Origin of the sequence: Streptomyces sp. SID13726, assembly GCF_010548375.1 — a bacterium.
In the GTDB taxonomy this organism is placed as follows: domain Bacteria; phylum Actinomycetota; class Actinomycetes; order Streptomycetales; family Streptomycetaceae; genus Streptomyces.
The window spans coordinates 41,301-66,970 of sequence record NZ_JAAGLY010000011.1 but is presented as its reverse complement, the minus strand read 5'-3'; the positions used below and the strand labels follow the sequence as shown (position 1 = coordinate 66,970).

At 70.4% G+C, this 25,670-nt stretch carries 22 protein-coding genes; 14 read left to right on the top strand and 8 right to left on the bottom strand.

The features are described from left to right. Positions 1-3 precede the first annotated feature (3 nt). A complete protein-coding gene (locus G3I78_RS27125) occupies positions 4-789 on the bottom strand; it encodes an ABC transporter ATP-binding protein (protein WP_164429127.1) in 786 nt (261 codons plus the stop codon). A gap of 140 nt (positions 790-929) precedes the next feature. Here G3I78_RS27125 and G3I78_RS27120 point away from each other — a divergent pair, with 140 nt between their 5' ends. From G3I78_RS27120 to G3I78_RS27095, 6 genes are all read left to right on the top strand, one after another. Continuing rightward, positions 930-1,574 carry a hypothetical protein gene (locus tag G3I78_RS27120; RefSeq protein ID WP_164429125.1) on the top strand — a complete coding sequence of 215 codons (645 nt, stop codon included), beginning with the start codon at positions 930-932 and terminating at the stop codon, positions 1,572-1,574. A 58-nt stretch (positions 1,575-1,632) separates the two neighbouring features. Further along, positions 1,633-2,313 (top strand): ABC transporter permease, encoded by a 681-nt coding sequence (locus G3I78_RS27115; protein ID WP_164429123.1) that lies wholly within the window; start codon positions 1,633-1,635, stop codon positions 2,311-2,313. Between the two features lie 101 nt (positions 2,314-2,414). Continuing rightward, a complete protein-coding gene (locus G3I78_RS27110; RefSeq protein WP_164429121.1) occupies positions 2,415-3,089 on the top strand; it encodes an ABC transporter permease in 675 nt (224 codons plus the stop codon). After that, on the top strand, positions 3,086-4,024 hold the full coding sequence (locus G3I78_RS27105) for an ABC transporter substrate-binding protein (RefSeq protein WP_164429119.1): 939 nt from the start codon (positions 3,086-3,088) through the stop codon (positions 4,022-4,024). The genes G3I78_RS27110 and G3I78_RS27105 overlap by 4 nt, the downstream gene beginning before the upstream one ends. A gap of 42 nt (positions 4,025-4,066) precedes the next feature. Then, the gene (locus G3I78_RS27100; protein ID WP_164429117.1) at positions 4,067-4,660 is read left to right on the top strand and encodes a hypothetical protein; all 594 of its coding nucleotides are present in this window, start codon (positions 4,067-4,069) and stop codon (positions 4,658-4,660) included. A gap of 83 nt (positions 4,661-4,743) precedes the next feature. After that, complete coding sequence (locus tag G3I78_RS27095) at positions 4,744-5,661, top strand: hypothetical protein (protein WP_164429115.1); 918 nt, start codon at positions 4,744-4,746, stop codon at positions 5,659-5,661. A gap of 102 nt (positions 5,662-5,763) precedes the next feature. Here G3I78_RS27095 and G3I78_RS27090 read toward each other — a convergent pair whose 3' ends face one another. Continuing rightward, positions 5,764-6,918 (bottom strand): betaine/proline/choline family ABC transporter ATP-binding protein, encoded by a 1,155-nt coding sequence (locus tag G3I78_RS27090; RefSeq protein WP_164429113.1) that lies wholly within the window; start codon positions 6,916-6,918, stop codon positions 5,764-5,766. A gap of 210 nt (positions 6,919-7,128) precedes the next feature. Between G3I78_RS27090 and G3I78_RS27085 the strand changes: the two genes are divergently transcribed. After that, positions 7,129-10,098, top strand: coding sequence for an alpha-L-rhamnosidase (locus G3I78_RS27085; RefSeq protein WP_164429111.1), 2,970 nt, complete (start codon positions 7,129-7,131; stop codon positions 10,096-10,098). On the opposite strand, the gene G3I78_RS27080 is transcribed toward G3I78_RS27085, so the two are convergent. From G3I78_RS27080 to rhaI, 6 genes are all read right to left on the bottom strand, one after another. Beyond that, a complete protein-coding gene (locus G3I78_RS27080) occupies positions 10,071-10,727 on the bottom strand; it encodes an LUD domain-containing protein (RefSeq protein WP_164429109.1) in 657 nt (218 codons plus the stop codon). The two genes, G3I78_RS27085 and G3I78_RS27080, sit on opposite strands and share 28 nt — an antisense overlap. Further along, on the bottom strand, positions 10,724-12,211 hold the full coding sequence (locus G3I78_RS27075; protein WP_164429107.1) for a LutB/LldF family L-lactate oxidation iron-sulfur protein: 1,488 nt from the start codon (positions 12,209-12,211) through the stop codon (positions 10,724-10,726). The genes G3I78_RS27080 and G3I78_RS27075 overlap by 4 nt, the downstream gene beginning before the upstream one ends. Beyond that, positions 12,208-12,963, bottom strand: a complete 756-nt coding sequence (locus G3I78_RS27070; RefSeq protein WP_164429105.1) for a (Fe-S)-binding protein — start codon at positions 12,961-12,963, stop codon at positions 12,208-12,210. Before G3I78_RS27070 ends, G3I78_RS27075 begins: the two co-directional genes overlap by 4 nt. A gap of 71 nt (positions 12,964-13,034) precedes the next feature. Continuing rightward, positions 13,035-14,471, bottom strand: coding sequence for a rhamnulokinase family protein (locus G3I78_RS27065; protein ID WP_164429103.1), 1,437 nt, complete (start codon positions 14,469-14,471; stop codon positions 13,035-13,037). Beyond that, the gene (locus G3I78_RS27060; protein WP_164429101.1) at positions 14,468-16,507 is read right to left on the bottom strand and encodes a bifunctional aldolase/short-chain dehydrogenase; all 2,040 of its coding nucleotides are present in this window, start codon (positions 16,505-16,507) and stop codon (positions 14,468-14,470) included. The genes G3I78_RS27065 and G3I78_RS27060 overlap by 4 nt, the downstream gene beginning before the upstream one ends. Before the next feature lie 114 nt (positions 16,508-16,621). Further along, positions 16,622-17,782 carry an L-rhamnose isomerase gene (rhaI, locus tag G3I78_RS27055; RefSeq protein WP_164429099.1) on the bottom strand — a complete coding sequence of 387 codons (1,161 nt, stop codon included), beginning with the start codon at positions 17,780-17,782 and terminating at the stop codon, positions 16,622-16,624. Positions 17,783-18,057: 275 nt separating this feature from the next. Here rhaI and G3I78_RS27050 point away from each other — a divergent pair, with 275 nt between their 5' ends. The 7 genes from G3I78_RS27050 (at position 18,058) to G3I78_RS27020 (ending at position 25,651) form a co-directional block, all read left to right on the top strand. Next, positions 18,058-19,575, top strand: a complete 1,518-nt coding sequence (locus tag G3I78_RS27050) for a sugar ABC transporter ATP-binding protein (RefSeq protein WP_164429097.1) — start codon at positions 18,058-18,060, stop codon at positions 19,573-19,575. Beyond that, complete coding sequence (locus tag G3I78_RS27045) at positions 19,572-20,612, top strand: ABC transporter permease (RefSeq protein ID WP_164429095.1); 1,041 nt, start codon at positions 19,572-19,574, stop codon at positions 20,610-20,612. Before G3I78_RS27050 ends, G3I78_RS27045 begins: the two co-directional genes overlap by 4 nt. After that, positions 20,605-21,615 carry an ABC transporter permease gene (locus G3I78_RS27040; RefSeq protein WP_164429093.1) on the top strand — a complete coding sequence of 337 codons (1,011 nt, stop codon included), beginning with the start codon at positions 20,605-20,607 and terminating at the stop codon, positions 21,613-21,615. Before G3I78_RS27045 ends, G3I78_RS27040 begins: the two co-directional genes overlap by 8 nt. A 53-nt stretch (positions 21,616-21,668) precedes the next feature. After that, positions 21,669-22,748 carry a rhamnose ABC transporter substrate-binding protein gene (rhaS, locus tag G3I78_RS27035; RefSeq protein ID WP_164429092.1) on the top strand — a complete coding sequence of 360 codons (1,080 nt, stop codon included), beginning with the start codon at positions 21,669-21,671 and terminating at the stop codon, positions 22,746-22,748. Positions 22,749-22,765: 17 nt separating this feature from the next. Continuing rightward, a complete protein-coding gene (locus G3I78_RS27030) occupies positions 22,766-23,086 on the top strand; it encodes an L-rhamnose mutarotase (RefSeq protein WP_164429090.1) in 321 nt (106 codons plus the stop codon). Positions 23,087-23,118: 32 nt separating this feature from the next. After that, positions 23,119-24,543 carry a BNR repeat-containing protein gene (locus G3I78_RS27025; RefSeq protein ID WP_164429088.1) on the top strand — a complete coding sequence of 475 codons (1,425 nt, stop codon included), beginning with the start codon at positions 23,119-23,121 and terminating at the stop codon, positions 24,541-24,543. 82 nt (positions 24,544-24,625) lie between these two features. Further along, a complete protein-coding gene (locus G3I78_RS27020) occupies positions 24,626-25,651 on the top strand; it encodes a LacI family DNA-binding transcriptional regulator (RefSeq protein ID WP_164429086.1) in 1,026 nt (341 codons plus the stop codon). Positions 25,652-25,670 lie beyond the last annotated feature (19 nt).

Below are 25,670 nucleotides of genomic sequence, written 5' to 3'. Positions count from 1 at the left end.
CGTTCACACCCCCGCCGTCATGTCGTCGCCCAGGTGCGCGAGGCGCTCGGCCACCGCGTCCGGCGTCGGGGCGTCCATCCGGCCCGCGAGCCGGCCGTCCGCCAGGAACAGCACCGAGTCGGCGTAGGAGGCGGCGACCGGGTCGTGGGTCACCATCACCACGGTCCTGCCGTGCACCCGCACCGCCTCCTGGAGCAGCCGCAGCACGTCCCGGGCGCTGCGGGTGTCCAGGGCGCCCGTCGGCTCGTCGGCGAAGATCACCCGCGGGTCGGTCACCAGCGCGCGGGCGATCGCCACACGCTGCCGCTGACCGCCGGAGAGCTGGTCGGGGCGGTGACCGAGCCGGTCCCCGAGCCCGACGGAGGTGAGGACCTCCCGGGCCCGCCGCCGGTCGACCTCGCGCCCCGCGAGTTTCAGCGGCAGCACCGTGTTCTGCGCGACCGTCAGCGTCTCCAGCAGGTTGTACTGCTGGAACACGAACCCGACCCGGCCGCGCCGGAACCGCGTCAGCTCCGCCTCGCCGCCGCCCGTCAGCTCCGTGCCGTCCACCCGTACGATCCCGCTGTCCGGCCGGTCGAGCCCGGCCGCGCACTGGAGCAGCGTCGACTTGCCCGAGCCCGACGGCCCCATCACCGCCGTGAAGGTGCCCCGGGCCAGGCTCAGCGTGATCCCGTCCAGCGCGGTCACGGCACTGTCGTCCGAGCCGTACGCCCTGCTGACCTTGACCAGCCGCAGCGCCTCGGCGGCGGGTCCCGTGTCGTGGTCGCGTCGTGAGCCTGTGCGAAACATCGTCGCCCCCTTCGTCCGGCACTCCGTGTGCCTCGCTGAAGAAGCTACGGAGCGGGCGGGCAGGGCACATTGGGCGCAGAACCCGTCTTCGGGGGTGTACTCAGTGACACCCTCCGGCGGATACGGCAGGGTTGATCGCCATGACCGACGGAATAGCCTGGCTCGCCGAACCCCAGTCCATCGCCTACGGCGGCTACAGCGTGGTGATCGCCCCCGACCTCGAATCGGAGTCACTGGCGAGACGGATCGTCGAGACCGCCCGCAGACCGTACCGGCCCCGCCCGATCGGGGAGTTGACCGGCCGTCAAGTGCACGACCTGTTGGAAGGCCTGTACGACGACGTCTTCCAGGGACTCGCCCTGCGGCACGGCGAGCTCGACGAGTGGTCGTACGTCATCAAGTACGGCGGCTGGCAAGGCGAGTTCGGCCACGGAGGACGGCCGGTCGACCGTGGTGGCCTGCACGTCTACCACCTGGAGTACGACGAGGAGAACGGCAGGCCGGTGCCCCCGCGCTTCGCCTACCGCCACGACGACAACCTGGTGTGCGAGTTCAACCTGTATCTGGACGGCAGCTGGGCGCACGGCAGTCCCCAGGGCGACCCGGCGGTCTCCTCCGCCGTCCGGGAACGGCTCACCGCCGCCGGACTGCCCGACGGCGACCTGGACCGCCGTGCCGTGCACCGGGCCTCGCTCAAGATCCTTGAGGAGCACTTCGGTCTCACCCTGCCCAGGCGGCCGATCCTGGAGGGGACACTCCCCACGCTCCTGCTGACCGAGGAGTGACCCTCGTACGGGTCACCACAACGCGCCGACGCCGAGTTCCGCCGGATGCAATGGAGGCGTGACCACGCCCCCGGACGACTGCCTCGCGCGCAACGAGTGGATCTGCGGCGAGTATCTGAGCTCCCGCCGTCACATCCTCCTCGACGCGGTGCTCCAGCACCTTCAGCTGACCGCGGTCTCGGTGCTCCTCGGACTCGTAGTCGCCCTGCCCCTGGCGGTGCTGGCCCGCCGCTGGGGCTGGGCGGCCGGACCCGTCCTCGCCGTCACGACGATCCTCTACACGATCCCGTCCCTGGCGATGTTCTCCCTGCTCCTGCCCGTCTACGGCCTCTCCGCGAGCCTCGTCGTCGCCGGACTGGTCCTCTACTCGCTGACCCTGCTCGTCCGGAACATCCTCGCCGGACTGCGCGCCGTCCCCGAGGAGACCCGGCAGGCCGCCCGGGGCATGGGCTACGGCCCGATCCGCCTCCTGCTCACCGTCGAACTGCCCCTCGCGCTGCCCGCCGCGATGGCCGGACTGCGGATCGCCATGGTCTCGGCGGTCTCCCTGGTCACGGTGGGCGCGATCGTCGGCTACGGCGGCCTCGGCAACCTCATCTACTCCGGCATGAACACCTACTTCAAGGCGCAGGTGCTCACCGCGTCGGTGCTGTGCGTGGTGATCGCGATCGCGGCCGACCTCCTGCTGCTCGCCGTACAGCGGCTGCTGACGCCGTGGACCAGGGCGGCTCGCGGATGAGCGAGGGGCGCGGATGAGCGAGGGGCGCGGATGAAGAAGGGGACGCCGATGAGCAGGGCGACGCCGACGAACGGGGCGACGCCGATGAACAGGGGGAGCCGATGGACACCCTGACCGACGCCTGGGACTGGCTCGCCGACTCCGCGCACTGGGCCGGCGAGGACGGCATCTGGCACCGGCTGCTCCAGCACCTCGTCCTGACCGTGGTCTGCCTGGTGATCAGCTGTCTGATCGCACTGCCGGTCGCCCTGGTGCTGGGCCATCTGGGCAAGGGCGGCGCGCTCGCCGTCAACATCTCCAACATCGGCCGCGCGGTCCCTACCTTCGCCGTCCTGGTGCTGCTGCTCCTGACCCCCGTGGGCAAGTGGGGCGAGGGTCCGACGGTCGTGGCGCTGGTGCTGTTCGCCGTGCCGCCGCTGCTCACCAACGCCTACGTCGGCATGCGCGAGGTCGACCGCAGCACCGTGCAGGCGGCGAAGGGGATGGGGATGACCGGGCGACAGGTGATGTTTCACGTGGAACTGCCCCTTTCGCTCCCCATGGTCCTGAACGGCGTCCGGATCGCCGCCGTCCAGCTCGTCGCGACCGCCACCATCGCCGCACTCGCCGGCGGGGGCGGACTGGGCCGGATCATCACGGCGGGCTTCAACCTCGCCAGCACGCCCCAGGTGGTGGCCGGCGCGGTGCTGGTCGCCCTGTTCGCGCTGCTGGTGGAGGGGGTCTTCGAGGCCGCGGAACGCCTGGCGCCCCGGTGGACCAGGGGAGGGGCACGATGAGACGCGCCGCCGGAGCCCTGGCCGCCGCACTGCTCCTCACGGGCTGCTCGACCGGCCCGTCCCTGGAGACCCAGGGCGAGGTCACCGCGCCGCCCGGCGACAGCCACCATCTGACCATCGGGTCCGCCGGGTTCACCGAGAGCGACCTGCTCGCCCAGATGTACTCCCAGCTCCTGGAGCGGGCCGGATACGACACCTCCCTGCTCACCGTCGCCAACCGCGAACTGTACGAACCGGCCCTGGAGTCCGGTCAGATCGACGTCGTGCCCGAGTACGCGGCCACCTTCGCCGACTGGCTCAACGCCAAGACCAACGGCGCCGACGCACCGCCGGTCGGCTCACCTGACCTCGACGCCACCATGAAGGCCCTGCGGAAACTGGCGACCCCGCGCGGCCTCACCGTCCTCGACCCGGGCCGGGCGGTCGACCAGAACGCCTTCGCCGTGAGCGCGTCCTACGCCCGCGAGCACCGGCTGAGGACGCTGAGCGACCTGGGCGCCTCGGGGCTTGAGGTGCGGCTCGCGGCGGGCGACGAGTGCGTGCAACGGCCGTACTGCGAACCGGGGTTGAAGAAGACCTACGGCATCGACGTCACCGGTGTCGACCCCAAGGGCGTCGGCACGACCCAGGCCAAACGGGCCGTGCAGAGCGGCCAGGACCAGATGGTGCTGACGACCACGACGGACGCCACGCTGGACGACTTCGGCCTGGTGCTGCTGGCCGACGACAAGCACCTCCAGAACGCCGACTACGTCGTCCCGGTGGTGAACCGCTCCCGCGCGGGCGCCGAGGGTGTCACCAGGGCCCTGGGCGCACTGAACGACGTCCTGACCACGGCCGACCTCGCGTCGATGAACCAACAGGTCGACAGCTGGCGGCGGTTGGCGTCGGACGTGGCCCGGAACTACCTGGAGGACAAGGGCCTGCTGAAGTGACGCGCGGGGGCGTTGTCAGTGCTGCCCTGTACGTTTCGGGGCATGGGGATCTATCTGGTGAGTGTGGCCGCGCAGGAGTGGTTCGACGCCGACGAGGAGGAGGGCCGGGGGGCCGTCGCCTCGGGGCTGAACGAAGAGCTGCGCAGCCGGGGGCTGCCGCCGTACGAGTCCGTGCCCGAGGCGACCGAGTTCGACCGCGGGTCGGGGCAGCGGTTCGAGGAGAAGCTGGTGCCGTCGATGCAGGGCTTCCTCGAGTTGGCCCGTGCACGGCTGGCACCCGGCGAGCCGGAGTCCCTCCTCGACTGGTCGGTACTGGTGCCGGTGCCGCTCGACACGGAGATCGAACTGCCGGTGGAGTCCCCCTACTCCGACACCACGGTGATCGCCGGAGCCCCGAAGATCCTGGGCCTGGCGCAACAGCTGGCCGAGGCCGTGCGGTTGCCGCTGGACGAGATACCCGAGACCTGCGACAACCTCGACCTCACCTTCTGGTTCCTCGAAGGCGACGCCGAGCGGGTGGCCGCCGCCCGGCCCGGACCGTGGGGCGAGGACCTGGACACCGCCTTCTACGTCGCCGTGTACCTGCGTGCCGCCCAGCACTCCCTGCGCCGCGGCTGCCCGATCGTCTACAGCTGACGTGACGACTCCGTGACGCCGGTGACCGTACTGGTGCGATGACGGGGCTTCACGGGGCGGGGCGCGGCCGGTACACCCGGTTCATGGGGGACAACCACGGGGGACGGCGCCCATGGTGGCGTCGGTCGAGAGAGATGTTCGGCGGGGCGGAGATCGAGCGGCGGCCCGTGCGGCTGGCGGAGCTGGTACGACGACCCGACGACGAGGTGGCCTACAAGGCCTTCTGCGAGGCGTACCCGGCGCAGCACCTGGGGATGGAGCGGGCGCTCGGGACCTCGCAGTGCGCGTTCGACCGCACGACCCGCCAGGCCGTGCGGCAGACCCTGACCAGGGCCCTGCGCAACGTGCTCGACGACAGCGGCCCGAAGTCCGCCGACTACGTGCGTGGCTACCTCGACCAGGAACTCGCCGACGTGCACGCCTGGCTGGAGCAGGACCGGGCCACCGCCGTGGCCCGGGGACTCAACGTCGGCCTGGGCCTGGGCGCCCTCGCCGGGGTGCTGCTGCTGGCCGTCCCGCTCCTGGCCGGTGTGCCCGCCCTCCACCTGCTCGGCGTCACCCTCGGCTGCGGCGACCGCTGGGGCCTGCTGGGCGTGTTCGCCGCGGGCGGGGTGGGCGCCCTGGGCGCGGTGCTGAGCGTGCTCGTCCGGCTGAGGGTCAGTGCCGAGGAACTGGCGTGCCGTCAGGCGACAGGACCGGGAAGCGCACAGGTACCGGCCCGACAGCTGGCCCGGCGGATGCGTCACGAGGGCGTCTACCGCGTGTTCGTCGGCTGGATCCTCGCGACGGCCGTCTACCTGGTGCTCAGCGGCGGCATCGTGCCGGTCGTCGAGATCCCGACCACGGCGGCCGACGTCTGCCTGCCGGCCGGACAGGCCGTCCCGGGCACCCGGTTCTGGTCCTTCTGGTGCGCCATCGGCTTCGTCGCGGGCTTCAACGAGCGGTGGGCCTTCGGAATCCTCCGACGGGACACACCTCGCAAGCGGACAGGGAGCACCTGAGCGGGGCCGTGCCGTGCGGCTCCGCCGCATGCCCGTGATCCGCCGTACGCCACTGACCAGCTACGACGGCGCAGCAACTGTGTGACGGCGACGCATGCCCGCCTACGCGTCCGCGACCGAGTCGAACGGCACCTCCCCACGCGCCACTCCCAACGCGTCGGCGTCCACCGACCGCCTCAGCGCCTCATGCAGCTTCGCCGGCGTGAGCACCCCCATGAACCGCGAACCGTCCACCACGGCCACCCACCCCGCGTCATGCTGGAGCATCACCCCGAACGCCTGCTTCAAGGGCGCCCCCACCGGCACCCACGCGTTCATCCGCCGCGCCCGGTCACCCACCGACGCACCCGCACCGAGATCGTCGATACCCACCCACCCGTGCAGATCACCGTGCGCGTCGAGCACCACGGCCCACCGCGCCCCCTCGGCCCGCAACCGCTCCGCCGCCCGCTCACCCGGCTCGTCCAGACGCGCGACCGGCGGCTGCTCCAGATCGTCCGGCTCGATCTCCGTGACGGACAGCCGCTTCAGCCCACGGTCCGCACCGACGAACTCGGCCACGTACGGCGTCGAAGGCCGCCCCAGCACCGCCCCGGGCGTGTCGAACTGCTCGATCCGCCCCTGTCCGTACACGGCGATCCGGTCACCGAGCCGCACGGCCTCCTCGATGTCGTGCGTGACCAGCAACACCGTCTTGCGCACCGCGGCCTGCATCCGCAGGAACTCCTCCTGCAACTGCTCCCGCACCACCGGGTCCACCGCACCGAACGGCTCGTCCATCAGCAGCACCGGCGGATCGGCGGCCAGCGCCCGCGCCACCCCGACCCGCTGCCGCTGACCGCCCGACAACTGCTCCGGATAGCGCGGCCCGTACGTCTTCGGGTCCAGGCCCACCAGATCCAGCAGCTCGGCGGCCCGCACCCGCGCCTTCGCCCGCTTCCAGCCCACCAGGGAGGGCACGGTCGCCGTGTTGTCGAGGATCGTGCGGTGCGGGAAGAGCCCGACCTGCTGGATGACGTAGCCGATGCGCCGCCGCAGCCGGACCGGGTCGACGCCGGCGATGTCCTCGCCGTTCACGAAGATCCGCCCCGAGGTCGGCTCGATCAGCCGGTTGACCATCATCATCGTCGTCGTCTTGCCACAGCCCGACGGGCCCACGAGGGTGACCAGCTCACCCTCGGACACCTCGAAACTCAGGTCGTCCACCGCCGTCGTACCGTCCGGATACCGCTTGGTGACCTGCTCGAACCGGATCATGTCCTCACGCTAACGGCGTGGCCCCCGGCCCGCCCATCAACGGGGTCCCACCGGCTGGCGCGGCCGGGGATCCGCCGGTGAACGGTTTCAACGCACGCCCCGCGGCGAATTCTTCTGCCGAACCCGTAGACACGTGTCAGGCAGGCCACTAGCTTCGACCGCCGACCGTGCTGAATCGATACAACCCGCACCGGCCGAAGGGACAACGCGATGACCGACGCAGTCGACCGCACCGCCGTCGAGGGCCTCACCGTGGAGCACCGCGTCGACCCGCTCGGCGTGGACGAACCCCGCCCGAGATTCGGCTGGCGCACCGCCTCCCGGGTCCGAGGCCGCCGCCAGACGGCGTACCGCCTCCTGGTCGCCTCCTCGCCCGACCGCCTGACCGACGCCGGCGCGGACGTCTGGGACAGCGGCCGCGTCGACTCTGCGGACTCCGTGGCCGTGCGCTACGCGGGCCCGGAGCTGCACGCCTCGACGCGCTACCACTGGACGGTCCAGCTCTGGGACGAACACGACCACCGGCTCCCGGCCGCACCGCCCGCCCACTTCGAGACCGGCCTGCTCGGCACCGACGGCGTCGACGGCTGGGACGGCGCCCGCTGGATCACCATGGCGGGCAAGGCACCCAACAGCGCGGGCGCACCCCTGCTGCGGAACCAGACGGAACTCACGCACGACGGCGTCCGCGAAGCCAGGCTGTACGTGTCCGCGCTCGGCGTGTACGACGTCCACGTCAACGGCCACCGCGTCGGCGTGCCCCAGGACGGCGGCACCACCCAGGAACTGCTCACCCCGGGCTGGACCAACTACGACACCACCGTCAGCTACTTCACCTACGACGTGACGGATCTGCTCGCGGGGGAGCGGCAGGTCACCCTCGCGGCCGTGCTGGGCAACGGCTGGTACAACGGCCGGGTCTCCGAGCACAGCGTCTACTACTCCGAGGCAGGCAACCGCCTCGCCCTCAAGGCCCGGCTCCTGATCCGCTACGAGGACGGCTCGACACAGACCGTCGTGACGGCCCCCGGCGACGACTGGCGTGCCACCGACACCGGGCCCTACCGCGCCGACGACATCTACGACGGCCAGACCTACGACGCCCGCGCGGAGCTGCCCGGCTGGACCGCGAACGGCTTCGACGCCTCGGCCTGGGCGGGAGTCGAGGAACACGACTTCACCACCCGGTTCCCCGGCTCCCGGTTGGTCGCCTACCCGGGCGAGTCGGCCCGGCTGATGCCCGAGTGGGACCGCGTACCGCAGTCGGTCACCGTGTACACGGGCGGCGACGACTTCGTCCTCGACCCGGCCCGCACGGTCACCGAACCGGCCCGGGCCGCCACGGCGACCGTCACTCTGCACCCCGGCGACACCGTCGTGATCGACCTCGGCCAGAACCTGGTCGGCGTCCCCCGCTACACCCTGCGCGGCCCGGCGGGCGCCCAAGTCACCTTCAAGCCGGGGGAGATGCTCAACGACACCAGCGCGGGCGCCGACGGCCCCGAGGGCTCGGTCTACCGGGCCAATCTCCGCAGCGCCGGGGCCACCAGCACCTACATCCTCAAGGGCGACCCCGAGGGCGAGACCCACCAGGACTCCCTGACCTTCTACGGCTTCCGCCACGTCTGCGTCACCACCACCGAGACCGTCACCCTCACCGAACTGACCGGCAGGGTCGCCACCTCCGCCCTCCGCGACATCGGCACCGTCACCACCGACGACCCCGACGTCAACCAGCTGATCAGCAACGTCCGTTGGGGCCAGCGCGGCAACTACCTCTGGATTCCCACCGACTGCCCCCAGCGCGACGAGCGCCTCGGCTGGAGCGGCGACACCCAGCTCTTCGCCAACACCGGCCTCTACAACGCGGATGCGGTCGGCTTCCTGAGCCACTTCCAGGACATCCTGATCGAGTCGCAGCGCACCTACGGCACCGACGGCGCCCAGTTCACCTGGATCGCGCCCGGCTCCCGCTACAACGAGCCCGTCCCGGCGAGCGGTTGGGCGGACTGCGGGGTCGTCGTCCCCTGGACCGTGTGGCAGATGAGCGGCGACGCCACCCTCGTCGACCGCAGCTGGGACGCGATGACCGCCTACATGGACTGGATCCGCGCCCGCACCGGAGACACCTACGCCGGCCAGGGCGCGGTCTTCGGCGATTGGCTGGCCTTCCAGGTCACGAGCACCCAGCTCATCAGCGACGCCTACTACGGCTACAGCGCCCTGCTCATGGCGGACATGGCCCGCGGCACCGGCCGCACCGCCGAGGCCCGGGCCTACGAGGAGCTGTTCGCCCACATCAAGAGGGCGTTCGTCGCCAAGTACCTGAGCACCGACGGCGGCCGCCTCACGGTCCGTTCCAGCCTGGGCGACCCGCCGCCGTTCACCCCCGGCGACAGCCCCGCCAAGCCCGAGGACGACACCCAGACCGCCCTGCTCTGGGTCCTCAAACTCGGCTTCTACGACACCGAGGACCAGCGGCGCGGGCTCGTCCGGCTGCTCGCCGAGAACATCGGCAACTCCGCCGCCTACAAGGCCGCCCACCCCGACAGCGCCCGCGTCGGCTACGCCGAGAACACCCTCTCGGTCGGCTTCCTCGGCGTGAACGTCCTGGCTCCGGTCCTCACCGCGGAAGGCCAAGTCGGCCTGGCCTACGAGGTGTTGTACCAGGACGCCATGCCGTCCTGGCTGTACTCGGTGAAGAACGGCGCGACCACGGTCTGGGAGCGCTGGAACTCCTACTCGAAGGAGAACGGCTTCGGGCCGGTCGAGATGAACTCGTTCAACCACTACTCCTACGGCGCGATCATGGAGTGGATGTACGAGACCATGGCCGGCATCGCCAAGGACCCGGCACATCCGGGCTTCCGCCGCTTCCACCTGCGCCCGCACCTCGACCCGACCGGCAGGATCACCCGGGTCGCCTCCTCGCACCTGTCGCCCTACGGCGAGATCGTCAGCGAATGGGCGGTGCGGGACGGCGAGTTCACCCACCGGGTCGCGGTCCCCGCAGGCAGCACCGCGACCCTGGGCGTCCCCACGGCCGACCCCGACTCGGTGCGCGAGGGCGGCACACCCCTGTCACACGTGGACGGAGTGCGCTACCTCGGCTTCGAGGCAGGGGTCGCCTCGTACGAACTCCCCTCGGGCAGCTACGAGGTGACCTCGTCGCTGGCCTGATCCGCCACCAGCACCACCTCCAGGGTGCGCGGACCGTGCACCCCCTCGACCCGGTCCAGCTCGATGTCGCTGGTCGCCGAAGGACCGGAGATCCACGTCAACGGGCGTACCGGGTCGAGGCGTTCGAGGGCCTGCGGTACCGAGGACACGACCTGATCGGGGACCCGTACGACACAGATGTGGTGGTCCGGGACGAGGGTGATCCGGCGCCGGCCCTGGTCCGGGCCGCCGTCCAGCACGATGGTGCCGGTCTCGGCGACGGCCACCGCGCACGCGGTGACCACACTGTCGATCCGGTCCAGCTCGTGCGGGGTGCTCCCGGCCCGGTCGGGGACCTGCTCCGCGTCGGCCTCCGCCAGCCACGACGCCTCCAGGCCCGGCGGCACGAGGACCGTCCCGGCACCCCTGGCCGCCAGCATCCCGGCGAGGGTCGCTGGCAGGTCGGCCGTCGTGCAGCGGTGCACGATCGCCCGGTAGTCCGCGAGGTTCTCGGCCAGCAGCTCCACCGTCTCCTCGACGCTCCGGTCGCCGTGCTCCCGCAGATACGCGCGCTCGAACGGCGTGTCCTCGCCCGGCGCGTCGGCCAGCGCGCGCCGCACCCGGCCCAGGATCCGCTCCCTGCTGCTCACTTCGAGCCCCCCTTCTCGGATCGGCCGCCGTCGGTCCGCTGCCACCAGTCGCGGAACGGCTCCGCGGGCACGGGCGGCAGATCCCGCGTCCCGCTCCAGGCCTTGCCGGGTCCCGGCAGAGTGCGCGGATGCAGACGCCGGGTGCGGGAGGCCATCCGCTGCCCGGTGCGCAGGGCACCGGGGCGGGCGAAGGCCCAGCGGGCCGCCCGCATCGCCGCACGCTCGGCCGCGTGCCCCTTGGCGGGCTTCAGCACCACCTTGTTGCCCTCACGGACCACCGGCCCGCCCTGCACGACCCGCTCCCGCAGATGCACCAGCACCTCGGGGATGTCGATGGCGACCGGGCAGACCTCGTAGCAGGCCCCGCACAGACTCGACGCATACGGCAGGGAGGCGTCGATCTCGCTCGCCGTGCCCCGGAGTTGGGGGCTCAGGATCGCGCCGATCGGACCCGGGTAGACCGAGCCGTAGGCGTGGCCCCCCGCCCGCTCGTACACCGGGCAGACGTTCAGACAGGCCGAGCAGCGGATGCACCGCAGCGCCTGGCGGCCGACCTCGTCGGCGAGGGTGTCGGAGCGGCCGTTGTCGAGCAGGACGAGGTGGAAGTTCTGCGGGCCGTCCTCGTCCGTGGTGCCGGTCCAGGTGGACGTGTACGGGTTCATGCGCTCGGCCGTCGAGGAGCGGGGCAGCGTCTGGAGGAAGACCTCCAGGTCCTGCCAGGTCGGCACGATCTTCTCGATGCCGACGACCGAGATCAGCGTCTCGGGCAGGGTCAGACACATCCGACCGTTGCCCTCGGACTCCACGACCACCAGGGTCCCGGTGTCGGCGACCATGAAGTTGGCGCCGGAGACGCCGACCTTGGCGCGCAGGAACTTCTCCCGCAGGTGCAGCCGGGCCGCCTCCGCCAGTTCGGCGGGCGTGTCGGTCAGGCCCTCGGGGGCCGGGCGGCCCCACTCGCTCATCTCGCGCTCGAAGATGTCCCGGATCTCGCCCCGGTTGCGGTGGATGGCGGGGACGAGGATGTGCGAGGGCCGGTCCTTGCCCAACTGCACGATCAGCTCGGCGAGATCGGTCTCGTAGGCGCGGATCCCCGCCTCTTCCAGCGCCTCGTTCAGCCCGATCTCCTGCGTGGCCATCGACTTGACCTTGACGACCTCCGACTCGCCGGTCATCTTGACGAGCCGGGTCACGATCTCGTTCGCCTCGTCGGCGTCGGCGGCCCAGTGGACCGTGCCGCCCGCCGCCACGACCGACTCCTCCAACTGGACGAGATAGCGGTCGAGATGGGCCAGCGTGTGGTCCTTGATCCGCTTGCCCGCCTCGCGCAGCTCCGCCCAGTCGGAGACCTCGGCGACGGCGTTCGCCCGCTTGGCGCGGATCGTGTGCGTGGCATGGCGCAGATTGCCGCGCAGCGTCTGGTTGCTGACCGCCTCGTGCGCGGCCTTCGGGAAGGCCGGCATCCCTACGAACGTTCCGCTCATACGGCCGGTTCCTCCTCCGTGCTCGCCAGGATCTCCGCGATGTGCACCGGCCGCATGCCCGACTCCAGCCGGCCCATCGTGCCCCCGATGTGCATGAGGCAGGAGTTGTCGGCCGCGCACAGCACCTCGGCGCCCGTCGACTCGGCGTTGCGCACCTTGTCCGCGCCCATCGCCGCCGAGACATCGGAGTTCTTCAGTGCGAAGGTGCCACCGAAACCGCAGCACTCGTCGGCACCCGGAAGCTCCTTCAGCTCAAGCCCCTTGACCGCCTGGAGCAGCCGCCGGGGCCGGTCGCCGAGCCCGAGACCGCGCAGTCCGTGACAGGTCGGGTGGTAGGTCACCGTGTGCGGGTAGTACGCCCCGACGTCCGTCACCCCCACCACGTCCACCAGGAACTCCGTCAGCTCGTACGTCTTCGGCACCACCGGCGCCAGCGTCGCCGCGAGGCTCTCCCCGCGCCCCTCGGCCCGGGCCCGCTCACCCATCCGCGGATACAGCTCCCGCACCATCGCCCCGCACGAACCGGACGGCGTCACGATCGCCTCGTACTCCCGGAAGACATCGGAGAAATGCCGGGCCAGCGGTTCCGCCTCATGCCGGTAGCCGGTGTTGTAGTGCGCCTGCCCGCAGCAGGTCTGGGACATCGGGAAGTCCACGTCGACGCCCAGCCTGGTCAGCAGTTTCACCACAGCGCGCCCGGTGTCCGGATAGAGCGTGTCGTTGACACAGGTCAGGAACAGGGCGACACGCATCGCGGCTCCTTGTGGTCGATCATCGGATGAGTGAAGCGTAGTCCGGGGGCGAGGCCCGGGGGAGACCCCGGTCAGGCCCCGGCGAGCCGGGCCTGCGCCTCGCGCCACCGCCCGGTGTCGCCCTGGGGCTCGTACCGGGTGAGCGGCTGGGTCCGGGTGAGCAGTTCGCGCCCGCCCGCGAGGTCGCCGACGAGCCCGTGGGCCCGCGCCTGGACCAGGACGTTCCCGAGCGCGGCGGCCTCGGTCGGCCCCGCCACCACCGGCAGCCCGCAGGCGTCGGCGGTCAGCTGGCAGAGCAGCGCGTTGCGCGTCCCGCCCCCGACGACGTGCACGACGTCCACGGGGTGGTCGGCCAGCCGCTGCGCCTCCTCGACGGCCTTGCGGTGAGCGAGGGCCAGCGAGTCGAGGATGCACCGGGTGACGTCGGCGGGCGTCCGCGGCACCGGCTGCCCGGAGGCGCGGCACGCCTCGGCGATCCGTTCCGGCATCCGGCCCGGTGCGAGAAAGGCCGCGTCCCCCGCGTCCACCACCGACCGCAGCGCCGGCACCTTGGCCGCCTCCAGCAGCAGCTCGCCCAGATCCGGGTCGCCCCAGGCCCGTACGCACTCCTGGAGCAGCCACAGCCCCATGATGTTCCGCAGATACCGGACCGTGCCGTCGAGCCCCAGCTCATTGGTGAAGTTGGCGGCCCGGCTCTCCTCCGTCAGCACCGGCGCGTCCAGTTCGAGTCCGGCGAGGGACCAGGTGCCGGTGCAGATGTAGGCGAACCGCTCACCGACCGCGGGCACGGCGGCCACCGCGGAGGCGGTGTCGTGCGAACCGACGGCCGTGACCGGGACGGGCCCTCGCAGACCCGCTTCCTCCAGCACCTCGGGCCGTAGCAGCCCCGCCGGGTCGCCCGGTTGCCGCAGCGGCGCGAACAACTCCAGGTCGATGCCCAGCCGTTCGGCGATCCCGTACGACCACTCGCGCGTCCGGGGATCGATCAGCTGGGTCGTCGAGGCGTTGGTCAGCTCCGTGCCCTGCTCGCCGGTGAGCCAGTAGGTGAGCAGGTCGGGGACGAGCAACAGCCGCTCGGCGCCCGCGAGTTGATCGGCCACGAGCTGGTACAGGGTGTTGAAGGGCGCGTACTGGAGCCCGGTCGCCCCGTACAGCTCCGGCGCGGGCACGGACGCCCACACCTTCTCCGCGACGCCCTCGGTGCGGGAGTCGCGGTAGTGCACGGGGTTGCCGAGCAGCCTGCCGTCCGCGTCCAGCAGCCCGTAGTCCACGGCCCAGCTGTCGATGCCGACGGAGTCGACCTGCCCGGCCGCCCTGAGCCCGTCCAGGACACCGCCGTAGAGCGAGAGGATGTCCCAGCGCAGCCCCTCCGGGAGGCGCACCGGACGGTTCACGAACCGGTGCGCCTCGGACAGCTCCAGGCTGTCCGGGCCGACGCGGCCGACCATGACACGTCCGCTGGACGCGCCGAGGTCGACCGCGGCGTACGACTTCACGGACCCGCTCATCGCAGGAAGGCGGCCGCGACGCCGGCGTCGACGGGGACGTGCAGACCGGTGGTGTGGGTCAACTCCCCACCGGTCAGGGCGAAGACGGCGTTGGCGACATGCTCGGGGAGCACCTCGCGCTTGAGGATGGTCCGCTGGGCGTAGAACTCGCCCAGCTTCTCCTCCTCCACGCCGTACACGGCCGCCCGCTTGGCGCCCCAGCCGCCGGCGAAGATGCCCGAGCCGCGCACCACGCCGTCCGGGTTGACCCCGTTGACGCGGATGCCGTGCTCACCCAACTCGGCGGCCAGCAGCCGGACCTGGTGAGCCTGGTCGGCCTTGGTCGCGGAGTAGGCGATGTTGTTGGGGCCGGCGAAGACGGCGTTCTTGGAGGCGATGTAGACGACGTCGCCGCCCAGCTTCTGCGCGATCATCACCCGGGCCGCCTCACGCGAGACCAGGAACGAACCGCGCGCCATGATGTCGTGCTGGAGGTCCCAGTCGCGCGCCGAAGTCTCCAGCAGGGGCTTGGAGATGGAGATACCGGCGTTGTTGACGACCAGGTCCACCCCGCCGAACGCGAGCAGGGCCGCCTTGAAGGCCGAGGCGATCTGCTCCTCGTCCGTCACGTCCACGGTCACCGCGACGGCCTTGTCCGACCCACCCAGCTCCTCCGCGACCGAGGCCGCGTTCTCGGCGTTGAGATCGGCGACGACGACACACGCGCCCTCGGCGACCAGCCGCTGCGCGATGGCCTTGCCGATCCCGCTGCCGGCCCCGGTCACGAGCGCGACCCGCGTCGCGAGCGGCTTGGGCTTCGGCATCCGCTGGAGCTTGGCCTCCTCAAGGGCCCAGTACTCGATGCGGAACTTCTCGGACTCCTCGATCGGCGCGTACGACGAGACCGCCTCGGCGCCCCGCATCACGTTGATCGCGTTGACGTAGAACTCACCCGCGACCCGGGCGGTCTGCTTGTCCTTGCCGAAGGAGAACATGCCGACACCCGGGATCAGCACGATCGCCGGGTCGGCGCCGCGCATGGCGGGGGAGTCGGGCAGCGCGTGCCGCTGGTAGTAGGCGGCGTACTCCTCGCGGTACTCGGCGTGCAGTGCGTCCAGCCGCGCGACGGCCTCCTCCAGCGGAGCGGTCGGCGGCAGGTCGAGGACCAGCGGCCGCACCTTGGTGCGCAGGAAGTGGTCCGGGCAGGAGGTACCGAGCGCGGCGAGCCGCGGGTGCTCGGCACGGGCCAGGAACTCAAGGACCGGCGCGGAGTCGTTGAAGTGCCCGACCTGCGGCTTGTCCTGGGAGGCGATGGCCCGGACGTACGGCGCGAGCGCGGCGGCCCGCTCCTTCCGGTCGGCCTCGCCGAGGGCGCCGTACCCCTCGACGACCGGCCCGAAGGGCTCGGCCTTGCCGCGCTCCTCCAGGAACCTCTCGGCGGTCCTGATGATGTGCAGCGAGTTCTTCTCGCACTCCTCGGCCGTGTCACCCCACGCGGTGATCCCGTGTCCGCCGAGCACGACCCCGATCGCCTGCGGGTTGGCCGCCTTGATCGCGGCGATGTCCAGCCCCAACTGGAACCCGGGCCGCCGCCACGGCACCCACGCCACGGTGTCCCCGAAACACTCGGCGGTCAGCTTCTCCCCGTCGGCCGCACAGGCGAGCGCGATACCGGAATCGGGGTGCAGATGATCGACATGAGCCGCCTCGACGAGCCCGTGCATGGCGGTGTCGATGGACGGAGCGGCACCCCCCTTCCCGTGCAGGCAGTAGTCGAACGCGGCGACCATCTCGTCCTCGCGCTCCACACCCGGATACACATCGACGAGCGCCCGCATCCGATCGAGCCGCAGCACGGCGAGCCCCGCCTCGGTCAGCGTCCCGAGATCCCCGCCGGACCCCTTGACCCACATCAGCTCCACATCACCCCCGGTCACGGGGTCGACGGAGGTGCCCTTGGCGGACGCGTTGCCACCGGCGTAGTTGGTGTTGCGGGCATCGGAGCCGAGCCGATGGGAACGTGCCAGGAGAGCGGCGGCTTCGGGATGGGTTGCCATGAATTTCGGTTCCTTACTGGGGATAGGGCGGGGATATGCCTTTAGGGGCGCGGGGAACTGCGCGACCAGCCACAGACGGCCGGCAGCCCGCAGACTTCAGGACGAGGCAGACGCTTACGCCCCCCAACCGGCCTGATGTCCACCCACTCGCTCGGACACGATCTTCTCGGCCCACCCGGACCGCTTGTACGCAGCGATGGGGTTGGCATCGAGCCCCATCTCCTCACGCACCTCGCCAAGCAGCGGCCGCACATCCGTGTTGTACGCGTCCATCAACACCGCGTTCGCCTCAAGAACATCCCCCTCGCGCTGAGCCACACCAAGAGCATCCCGGTCGACCAGCAGAGCCTTCGCCGTCGCTTCCTGCACGTTCATCACCGACCGGATGATCGCCGGAATCTTCGCCTCGATGTTGTGGCACTGGTCGAGCATGAACGCCACGTCGGACGAGAACCCGCCCCCACGCACCACCTCGTACATGATCCGAAACAGCTGGAACGGATCAGCCGCCCCCACCATGAGGTCGTCGTCGGCGTAGAACCGCGAGTTGAAGTCGAACCCGCCGAGCTTCCCCTCCCGCAGCAGCGTGGTGACGATGAACTCGATGTTGGTCCCCGGAGCGTGGTGCCCGGTGTCGACGACGACCTGCGCCTTCTCGCCGAGCTTGAGGCAGTGCGCGTACGCCGTCCCCCAGTCCGGCACGTCCGTGGAGTAGAAGGCGGGCTCGAAGAACTTGTACTCGAGCAGCATCCGCTGTCCGTCACCCAGACGGTCGTACACCTCGGAGAGACCTTCGGCGAGCCGGTCCTGCCGGGCGCGCAGATCGTCCTGGCCGGGATAGTTCGTCCCGTCGGCGAACCACAGCTTCAGGTCCCGGGACCCGGTCGCGTCCATGATGTCGACGCACTCCAGCAGATGATCGAGGGCCTTCCGGCGCACCGCGGCGTCCGGATGGCAGATGCTGCCGAGCTTGTAGTCGTCGTCCTGGAACGTGTTCGAGTTGATGGCGCCCAGCTTCACGCCCCGCTCGGAGGCGAACTTCGCCAGCGCGGCGTAGTCCTCGACCTTGTCCCAGGGGATGTGCAGCGCCACGGTCGGGGCCACGCCGGTGAACGCGTGCACCTGCGCCGCGTCCTCCAGTTTCTCCTGCGGGGTACGCGGTACGCCCTGCTGGGCGAACACCTTGAAGCGGGTCCCCGAGTTCCCGTACGCCCACGACGGCGTCTCGACGGCCTGTGTCTTGAGCGCGGCCTTCACCGCGGCGAGCTCGGTCACTTGAGGGCTCCTGTGACGTCGGGTCCGAAGGGCTGTGTGAACTGCTTCTCTGTGAAACGATTCAAGACGGGAAAATATGAGGACCCGGCAAGGGTGTCAACCCCTGCGACCAAGGCTGTTGCTCGTGACCCGGCTGTGACCTGAGTTCATCGAAAGATTTTCGACACGGACCCATTGACGTGACATGCGCTCCATGCCTAACGTCCCGGCAACCAAGTTGAAACCTTTCACGACGCCGTGAGGGCCGTCCCGCCGGCGTCGTCGAGGAGCCCCCAATGACCCACCCGTCCACCACGGGTCCGGCCCCGGTTCTCGCGCTCAGGGACATCTCGAAGTCCTTCGGCGCGGTTCGCGCCCTGCGGGACGTCTCCCTGGAGCTGTTTCCCGGGGAGGTGCACGCCATCGCCGGCGAGAACGGCGCGGGCAAGTCGACCCTCATCAAGACCCTCGCGGGAGTGCACCGGCCGGACGCCGGCCAGGTGCTGCTCGACGGCGAGCCGGTCGCCTTCCACGGTCCCGGTGACGCCCGCGACGCCGGCATCGCCGTGATCTACCAGGAGCCCACGCTCTTTCCCGACCTGTCGATCGCCGAGAACATCTTCATGGGCCGCCAGCCCAAGCGCGCCCTCGGCCGGATCGACCACAAGGCCACGCACGCCGCGACCCTCGCCCTGATGCAGCGCCTCGGTGTCGAGCTCGACCCCGACCGCCCGGCGCGCGGACTGTCCATCGCCGACCAGCAGATCGTCGAGATCGCCAAGGCGCTGTCCTTCGAGGCCCGCGTCCTGATCATGGACGAGCCGACCGCGGCCCTGACCGGCAGCGAGGTGGCCCGCCTCTTCGGCGTCGTCAAGACCCTGCGCGAACAGGGCGCCGCGATCCTGTTCATCTCGCACCGCCTGGAGGAGATCTTCCAGATCTGCCAGACGGTCACCACCCTGCGCGACGGCGCCTGGATCTCCAGCGAGCCGATCGACGGCATGACCGAGGACGACCTCGTCCGCCGCATGGTCGGCCGTGATCTCGAAGAGCTCTACCCGAAGCAGGACGTACGCGCCGGAGAGGTCGCGCTCACCGTGAGCCGGCTGACCCGGGAGGGCGTCTTCACCGATGTCTCGTTCGAGGTCAGGCGCGGCGAGATCGTCGGACTCGCGGGGCTCGTCGGCGCGGGCCGCACCGAGGTCGCCCGAGCGGTGTTCGGCATCGACCGCTGGGACGCCGGCGAGGTCTCCGTGGACGGCAGGACACTGGTCAACGGCGCCCCCTCGACCGCGATGGCCGCGGGCCTCGCCCTGGTCCCCGAGGACCGGCGCGCCCAGGGCCTGGTGATGGACATGTCCATCGAGCGGAACATCGGCCTCACCGGCCTCCGTACGACCGTCAAGGCCGGCCTGATGGACCGCGGCGCCGAACGCAGCCGCTCCCTCGACTGGGCCGTCAAGCTCCAGGTGAAGTACGCCCGGATCGCCGACACCGTCAACACCCTGTCGGGCGGCAACCAGCAGAAGGTCGTGCTCGCCAAGTGGCTGGCCACCGGCCCCAAGGTGCTCATCGTCGACGAGCCCACCCGAGGCATCGACGTCGGCACCAAGGCCGAGGTGCACCGGCTGCTCAGCGAGCTGGCCGCCGACGGGGTGGCCATCCTGATGATCTCCTCCGACCTGCCCGAGATCCTCGGCATGGCCGACCGCGTGCTCGTGATGCACGAGGGCCGCCTCACCGCCGAGATCCCGCGCTCCGACGCCACCGAGGAAACCGTGATGGCCGCAGCCACCGGGAGGGCCGCCGCATGACGGTGACGACTCCCAACCAGGCCCCTGTGACCGACGTACCCAAGTCCAGCGGCACCCGCCTGGTCGACCGTGTCTTCAAGATGCGCGAGCTGGCCATCCTGGTCGTCTTCCTGGTGATGATCGTCGTCACCCAGATCGGGAACAGCGACTTCCTCACCGAGCAGGGCATCAAGGACCTGCTGCTGAACGCCACGATCCTGGTCCTGGTGGCCACCGGCCAGTCGCTGGTCGTCATCACCAGGAACGTCGACCTGTCGGTCGGCTCCACCCTCGGCATCAGCGCCTTCGCCGCCGGCACCTATCTGCACGGCGGCGGCAACGCGGTCGTCGCGATCCTCCTCGCGGTCCTGCTGGGCATCGGCTTCGGCCTGCTCAACGGCCTGCTCGTCAGCCTCGGCCAGGTGCCCGCGCTCGTGGTCACCCTCGGCACCCTCTACATCATCCGCGGCATCGACTCGATCTGGGTCGGCTCCCGCCAGATCACGGCCGCCGACCTCCCCGACGGCTTCGTCGACTTCGGCTCCGGCGGCATCTCCGCGGTGCCCTACCTGGCCCTCATCGCACTCGCGGTGCTCATCGCCACCGCCTACTACCTCAAGCACTTCGGCAGCGGACGCGAGCTGTACGCGCTCGGCTCCAACCCCGAGGCCGCACGGCTCGCCGGCATCCCGGTGCGCAAGCGGATCCTCGCCGCCTACACCTTCTGCGGCGGCCTCGCAGGACTCGCCGGCGCGATGTACCTCGCCCGGTTCGGCAACGTCGACTCCGGGACCGGCAACGGCTACGAACTGACCGTCGTCAGCGCGGTCGTGGTCGGCGGCATCGTCTTCACCGGCGGCTCCGGCAGCGTCTACGGCGCGGCCCTCGGCGCCCTCCTGCTGACGTCCATCAACAGTGTGCTGCCCGCTCTCGGCGTCAGCTCGGTCTGGGTGCTCGCGATCAACGGCATCCTGCTCATCCTCGCCATCGCGGTCGACCGGGTCGTCGCGCTGCGGGTGGCCTCCGCCCTGAAGAAGAGGAACGCCCGCCATGCCTGACTCCCTGACGCGTGCGATCCGCTGGGACACGGTGGTCGGCGCGCTCCTGATCGTCGTCCTGCTGCTGTCCTTCGGCACGGTCGACGGCTTCGGCAACGCGCTGAACCTGTCCTTCCTGATCGGCAACACCCTGCCGATCGCGCTGATCGCCCTGCCCATGACCCTGCTCGTGGTCTCCGGCGAGATCGACCTGTCCGTCGCCTCCACCGCCGGTCTGTCCGGAGCGGTGATGGGCGCCCTGTGGAACCAGGGCCTGACGATCGAGGCGATCATCCCGATCTGCCTGCTGCTTGGCGTGGTCTGCGGTCTCGTCAACGGGCTGCTCGTGACCCGGCTCGGGCTGCCCTCCCTCGCCGTCACCATCGGCACCCTCGCCGCCTACCGGGGCATCGCGCAGATCGTGCTGGGCTCCGACGCGGTGACCGACTTCCCGACGCAGTACCTGGACTTCGCGGCCGGGCGGATCGGGGACACGTTCCTCCCGCAGGCCTTCCTGCCGTTCCTGGTGCTCTTCGCGATCGCCGTGGTCGTCCTGCACGCCACGCCGTTCGGCCGGTCCACGTTCGCGACCGGAGCCAGCGAGGAGGCCGCGCGGTTCGCCGGCATCCGGGTCAAGCGGCAGAAGCTGATCCTGTTCACGGTGACCGGCCTGATGGCCTCGCTCACCGGCATCTTCTGGGCCCTGCACTACGCCAGCGCCCGCTACGACAACGCCACCGGTCTCGAACTCTCCGTCATCGCCGCGGTGCTGCTCGGCGGCATCGACTTCGACGGCGGCAAGGGAACCCTGGGCGGCGCCATCGCCGGTGTCTTCCTGCTCGGCGCCCTCCAGAACGTGATGAGTCTCCAGGACGTCTCCGCACAGTCGCAGATCGTCGTGACCGGCGTCCTGCTCGTCCTCTCCGTGCTCGGCCCGCGGGTCGCACGGCAGATCTCGGTTGCGAGGGCCGGCCGCCGGGCCGCCTCGACGCCGGCGTCCAAGGCGCCCACACCGGCCGCGTAGGCCGGGCGCACAAGGAAACCTCGTATCCGCTCACCTCGTAAGGAAGTTCCGTCATGCGCAAGTCATCGCTCCGCCGTACCTGTGCGGCCCTCGCCGCCGGCACCTCCCTCGCCCTCGCCCTGACCGCCTGCGGCGGCACCACCAAGAAGGACGTGGAGAACGACGGCGCCTCGGCCGCCTCCACCGCCAAGGCCGACCCGAACGCGGCGACCAAGAAGGGCCTGACCGTCGGGTTCCTGCCCAAGCAGGTCAACAACCCGTATTTCACCTCCGCCGACAAGGGCGGCGAGGCGGCCCTGAAGGAGCTGGGCTCCAAGTACAAGGAGGTCGGTCCCTCCAGCGCCACCGACACCGCCGGTCAGGTCTCCTACGTCAACACGCTCACCCAGCAGCAGGTCAACGCGATGGCCGTGTCCGCGCAGGACCCGGGCGCCCTGTGCACCGCGCTCAAGCAGGCCATGAGCAACGACATCAAGGTCGTCACCTACGACTCCGACACCAAGCCGGAGTGCCGCAACGCCTTCGTCTCGCAGGCCTCCGCCGAGGACCTCGGCCGTACCGAGGTGCAGCTGCTCGCCGAGCAGATCGGCTACAAGGGCGAGATCGCGATCCTGTCCGCCGCGCAGACCGCGACGAACCAGAACACCTGGATCGACTTCATGAAGGACGAGCTGAAGGACGCCAAGTACAAGGACATCAAGCTCGTCAAGGTCGCGTACGGCAACGACGACGCCCAGCAGTCCTTCCAGCAGACCCAGGGCCTGCTCCAGGAGTACCCGAACCTGAAGGGGATCATCTCCCCGACCACGGTCGGCATCAAGGCCGCCGCCCAGTACCTCTCCGGCTCCAAGTACAAGGGCAAGGTCAAGCTGACCGGCCTCGGCACCCCCAACGACATGCGCAAGTACGTCAAGAACGGCACCGTGGACGCCTTCGAGCTGTGGGACCCGGCGAAGCTCGGCGCGCTGGCCGCGCAGACCGCCGTCGCCCTGTCCTCCGGTCAGATCACCGGCGCCGAGGGCGAGACCTTCAAGGCCGGCGGCACGACGTACACCATCGGCAAGGACGGCGTGATCAACCTCGGCAAGCCGACCGTGTTCAACGCCAAGAACATCGACCAGTTCAACTTCTAGTACGGGAGCGGTACTTCATGCAGCGCGTCTGTTTCCTGCTCAAGGTCCGCCAGGACAAGCTCGCCGAGTACCGCGAACGCCACGCCGCCGTGTGGCCCGAGATGCTCGAAGCACTCTCGGCCACCGGCTGGCACAACTACTCGCTCTTCCTGCGCGACGACGGCCTGCTCGTCGGCTATCTGGAGACCGAGGACTTCGCCGCCGCGCAGGCCGGCATGGAAGCCACCGAGGTCAACGCCCGCTGGCAGGCCGAGATGGGCGAGTTCTTCGAGTCCCTCGACGGAGCCCGCCCCGACGAGGCGATGAAACCGCTCACCGAGGTGTTCCACCTCGCCTGACCCTCCCCATCAGGACATCAGGAGCCGCATCCATGAGAAGACGCACCCTGCTGGCAGGTGCCATCGTGTCCGCCATGTCCACCTCCGCGCTCACCGGCGGCACGGCCCGCGCCGCCGACCCCGGCCCCTCCGTCACCCGGACCGGAACCACCACGCTCGACAGCACGGCGATCTTCTTCGTCTCCTACGACGGCCTGGTCAACAACAACTCGTTCCAGAAGAACGGCCTGCTGACCTACAAGGGCTACCAGTACGCCGTCTGGTACACCTCCACCGGCAACGCGGTCGTAGGCCGCCGGGTCCTCGGCGGTACCACCTGGTCCAAGGTCACGCTCTCCCACGTGCTCAAGTCCAGCGACTCCCACAACGTCATCTCCATGGGCGTCTCCAAGGTCGACGGCCGGCTGCACCTCAACATGGACTCGCACAGCGACGGCTACTTCTACGTGAAGTCGATCGCGGGCCTCGTCGACAACCCGGCGTCCACGTCCTGGACCTCGGCGGTCTTCGGCGCCGTACAGACGAGCCTGGACGGCGTGGCCCTCACCTCGCAGTTCACCTACCCGCAGTTCGTCGCCACCCCCGACGGCAGGCTCCAGCTCAGCTACCGGGTCGCCATATCCGGCAACGGCCGCAACGCCCTGGCGGAGTACGACGGTTCGACCTGGACCAACCTCGGGGAGTGGTCCAGCGCCACCGGCACCTACACCAGCGAGCACGGCTCCTCGACGGCCCGCAACATGTACCTGCACGGCATCGACTACGACAAGAACGGCCGGCTGCACTCCTTCTTCACCTGGCGTGAGCAGAGCGGCGCCGTGATGTGCAACAGCGGCGGCATCACCAACCACGACACCGGCTACGTCTACTCCGACGACCGCGGCCGCACCTGGCGCAACAACGCCGGGACCGTCGTCGGCACCACCGGCGGCTCCGACAAGGTCGCCGTCACCGACAGCGGTCTGGTGATCGACTCCCTGAACCCGGACCACTCCCTGATGAACCAGGAGAGCCAGTTCACGGACTCCTCGGGCCTGCCGCACGCGATCATCAGCTACGTCCCCGGCCGCTTCGGTCAGTGCACGACGAACTACGTCGCCGACCGCACCGCCAACGGCCGCGCCTTCCACGTCCGCAAGAACTCCTCGGGCACCTGGCAGAAGACCGAGATCCCCGTCGTGCTCGGCTCCAGCCAGCGCACCAAGCTGATCCTGGACAAGTACGACAACGCCTACGCGATCTTCCCGTTCGGCCGGATCGCCGGCGCCTCCAAGGCGTCCGGGTACACCGACTGGACGGTCCTGTTCGACGGCAGCGGCCTCAACGCCTTCGGCGAGGTCGTCATCGACGAGATGCGGATCGCGCAGGACAACGTGCTGTCGTTCATGTACCAGGAGAAGTCGAGCGGTACGACCCCCTCGGCGCTCCACGTCGTGGACTTCGCGCTGCCCGCCTGACCGGAAATCGGTGTGGGGGCGGCCTGACGATAATGTGAAGGCCGTCCGGCCGCCCCCTCGTCTACCTGGAGGTCCCTGCCCGATGGCCCAGTCGGTGGGTATCAAGGACGTCGCCCGCGCCGCCGGAGTCTCCGTCGGCACGGTCTCGAACGTCATCAACCGCCCGGACTCCGTCGCCACCGAGACCCGGGCGCGCGTGCTGTCCGCGATAGACCGGCTCGGCTATGTCCGCAGCGAGTCCGCGCGCCAGCTGCGCGCCGGGCGCAGCCGGATCATGGGGCTGCTCGTCCTCGACATGGGCAACCCGTTCTTCGTCGACGTCGCCCGCGGCGCCGAGCGGGCCGCCCGCGACGACGGACTCGGCGTGATGGTCTGCAACAGCGCCCAGAGCGCGAGCGAGGAGGCCGAGTACCTCTCGCTCTTCGCCGAGCAGCGGGTCCGCGGGGTGCTGCTGACCCCGGCCGACGCGACCGGCCGCAACATCGAGACCTTCCGGCGCCACGGCATCCCCTTCGTGCTGGTCGACCGGGTCGCCGAGGGCACCACCGAGTGCTCGGTCTCCGTCGACGACGTCGCGGGCGGCGCCCTGGCCGTACGCCATCTCGTGGACGCCGGACACCGCTCCATCGCCTACGTCAGCGGCCCGCCGGGACTCAACCAGGTCCGCGACCGCCGTACCGGCGCCCTGAACGCGCTGGCCGAGGCGGGGCTGGGCCCCGAGCACCTGCGCGAGCTGCCCACCGAACGGCTCGACGTGGCCGCCGGCCGGGACGCCGGTGCCCGCCTCCTCGGCCTCGCGGACCGCCCGACCGCGGTGTTCTGCGCCAACGACCTGCTCGCCCTCGGCGTCCTTCAGGCCATGTACGCGGCCGGCATCACGGTCCCCGACGACCTCGCCATCGTCGGCTACGACGACATCGAGTTCGCCGCCGCCGCGGCCGTCCCGCTCACCTCGGTCCGCCAGCCCGCCGTCACCATGGGCGCGCTGGCCGCCGAGCTGCTGCTGGAGGAGACCGAGGCGGAGACCACCGGCAAGCGGCACGAACACCGCCGGGTGGTGCTCCAGCCCGAACTGGTGGTCCGGCGCTCCAGCCTCGCGGCCCGCTGATCCGGGATTCAGCAGGATT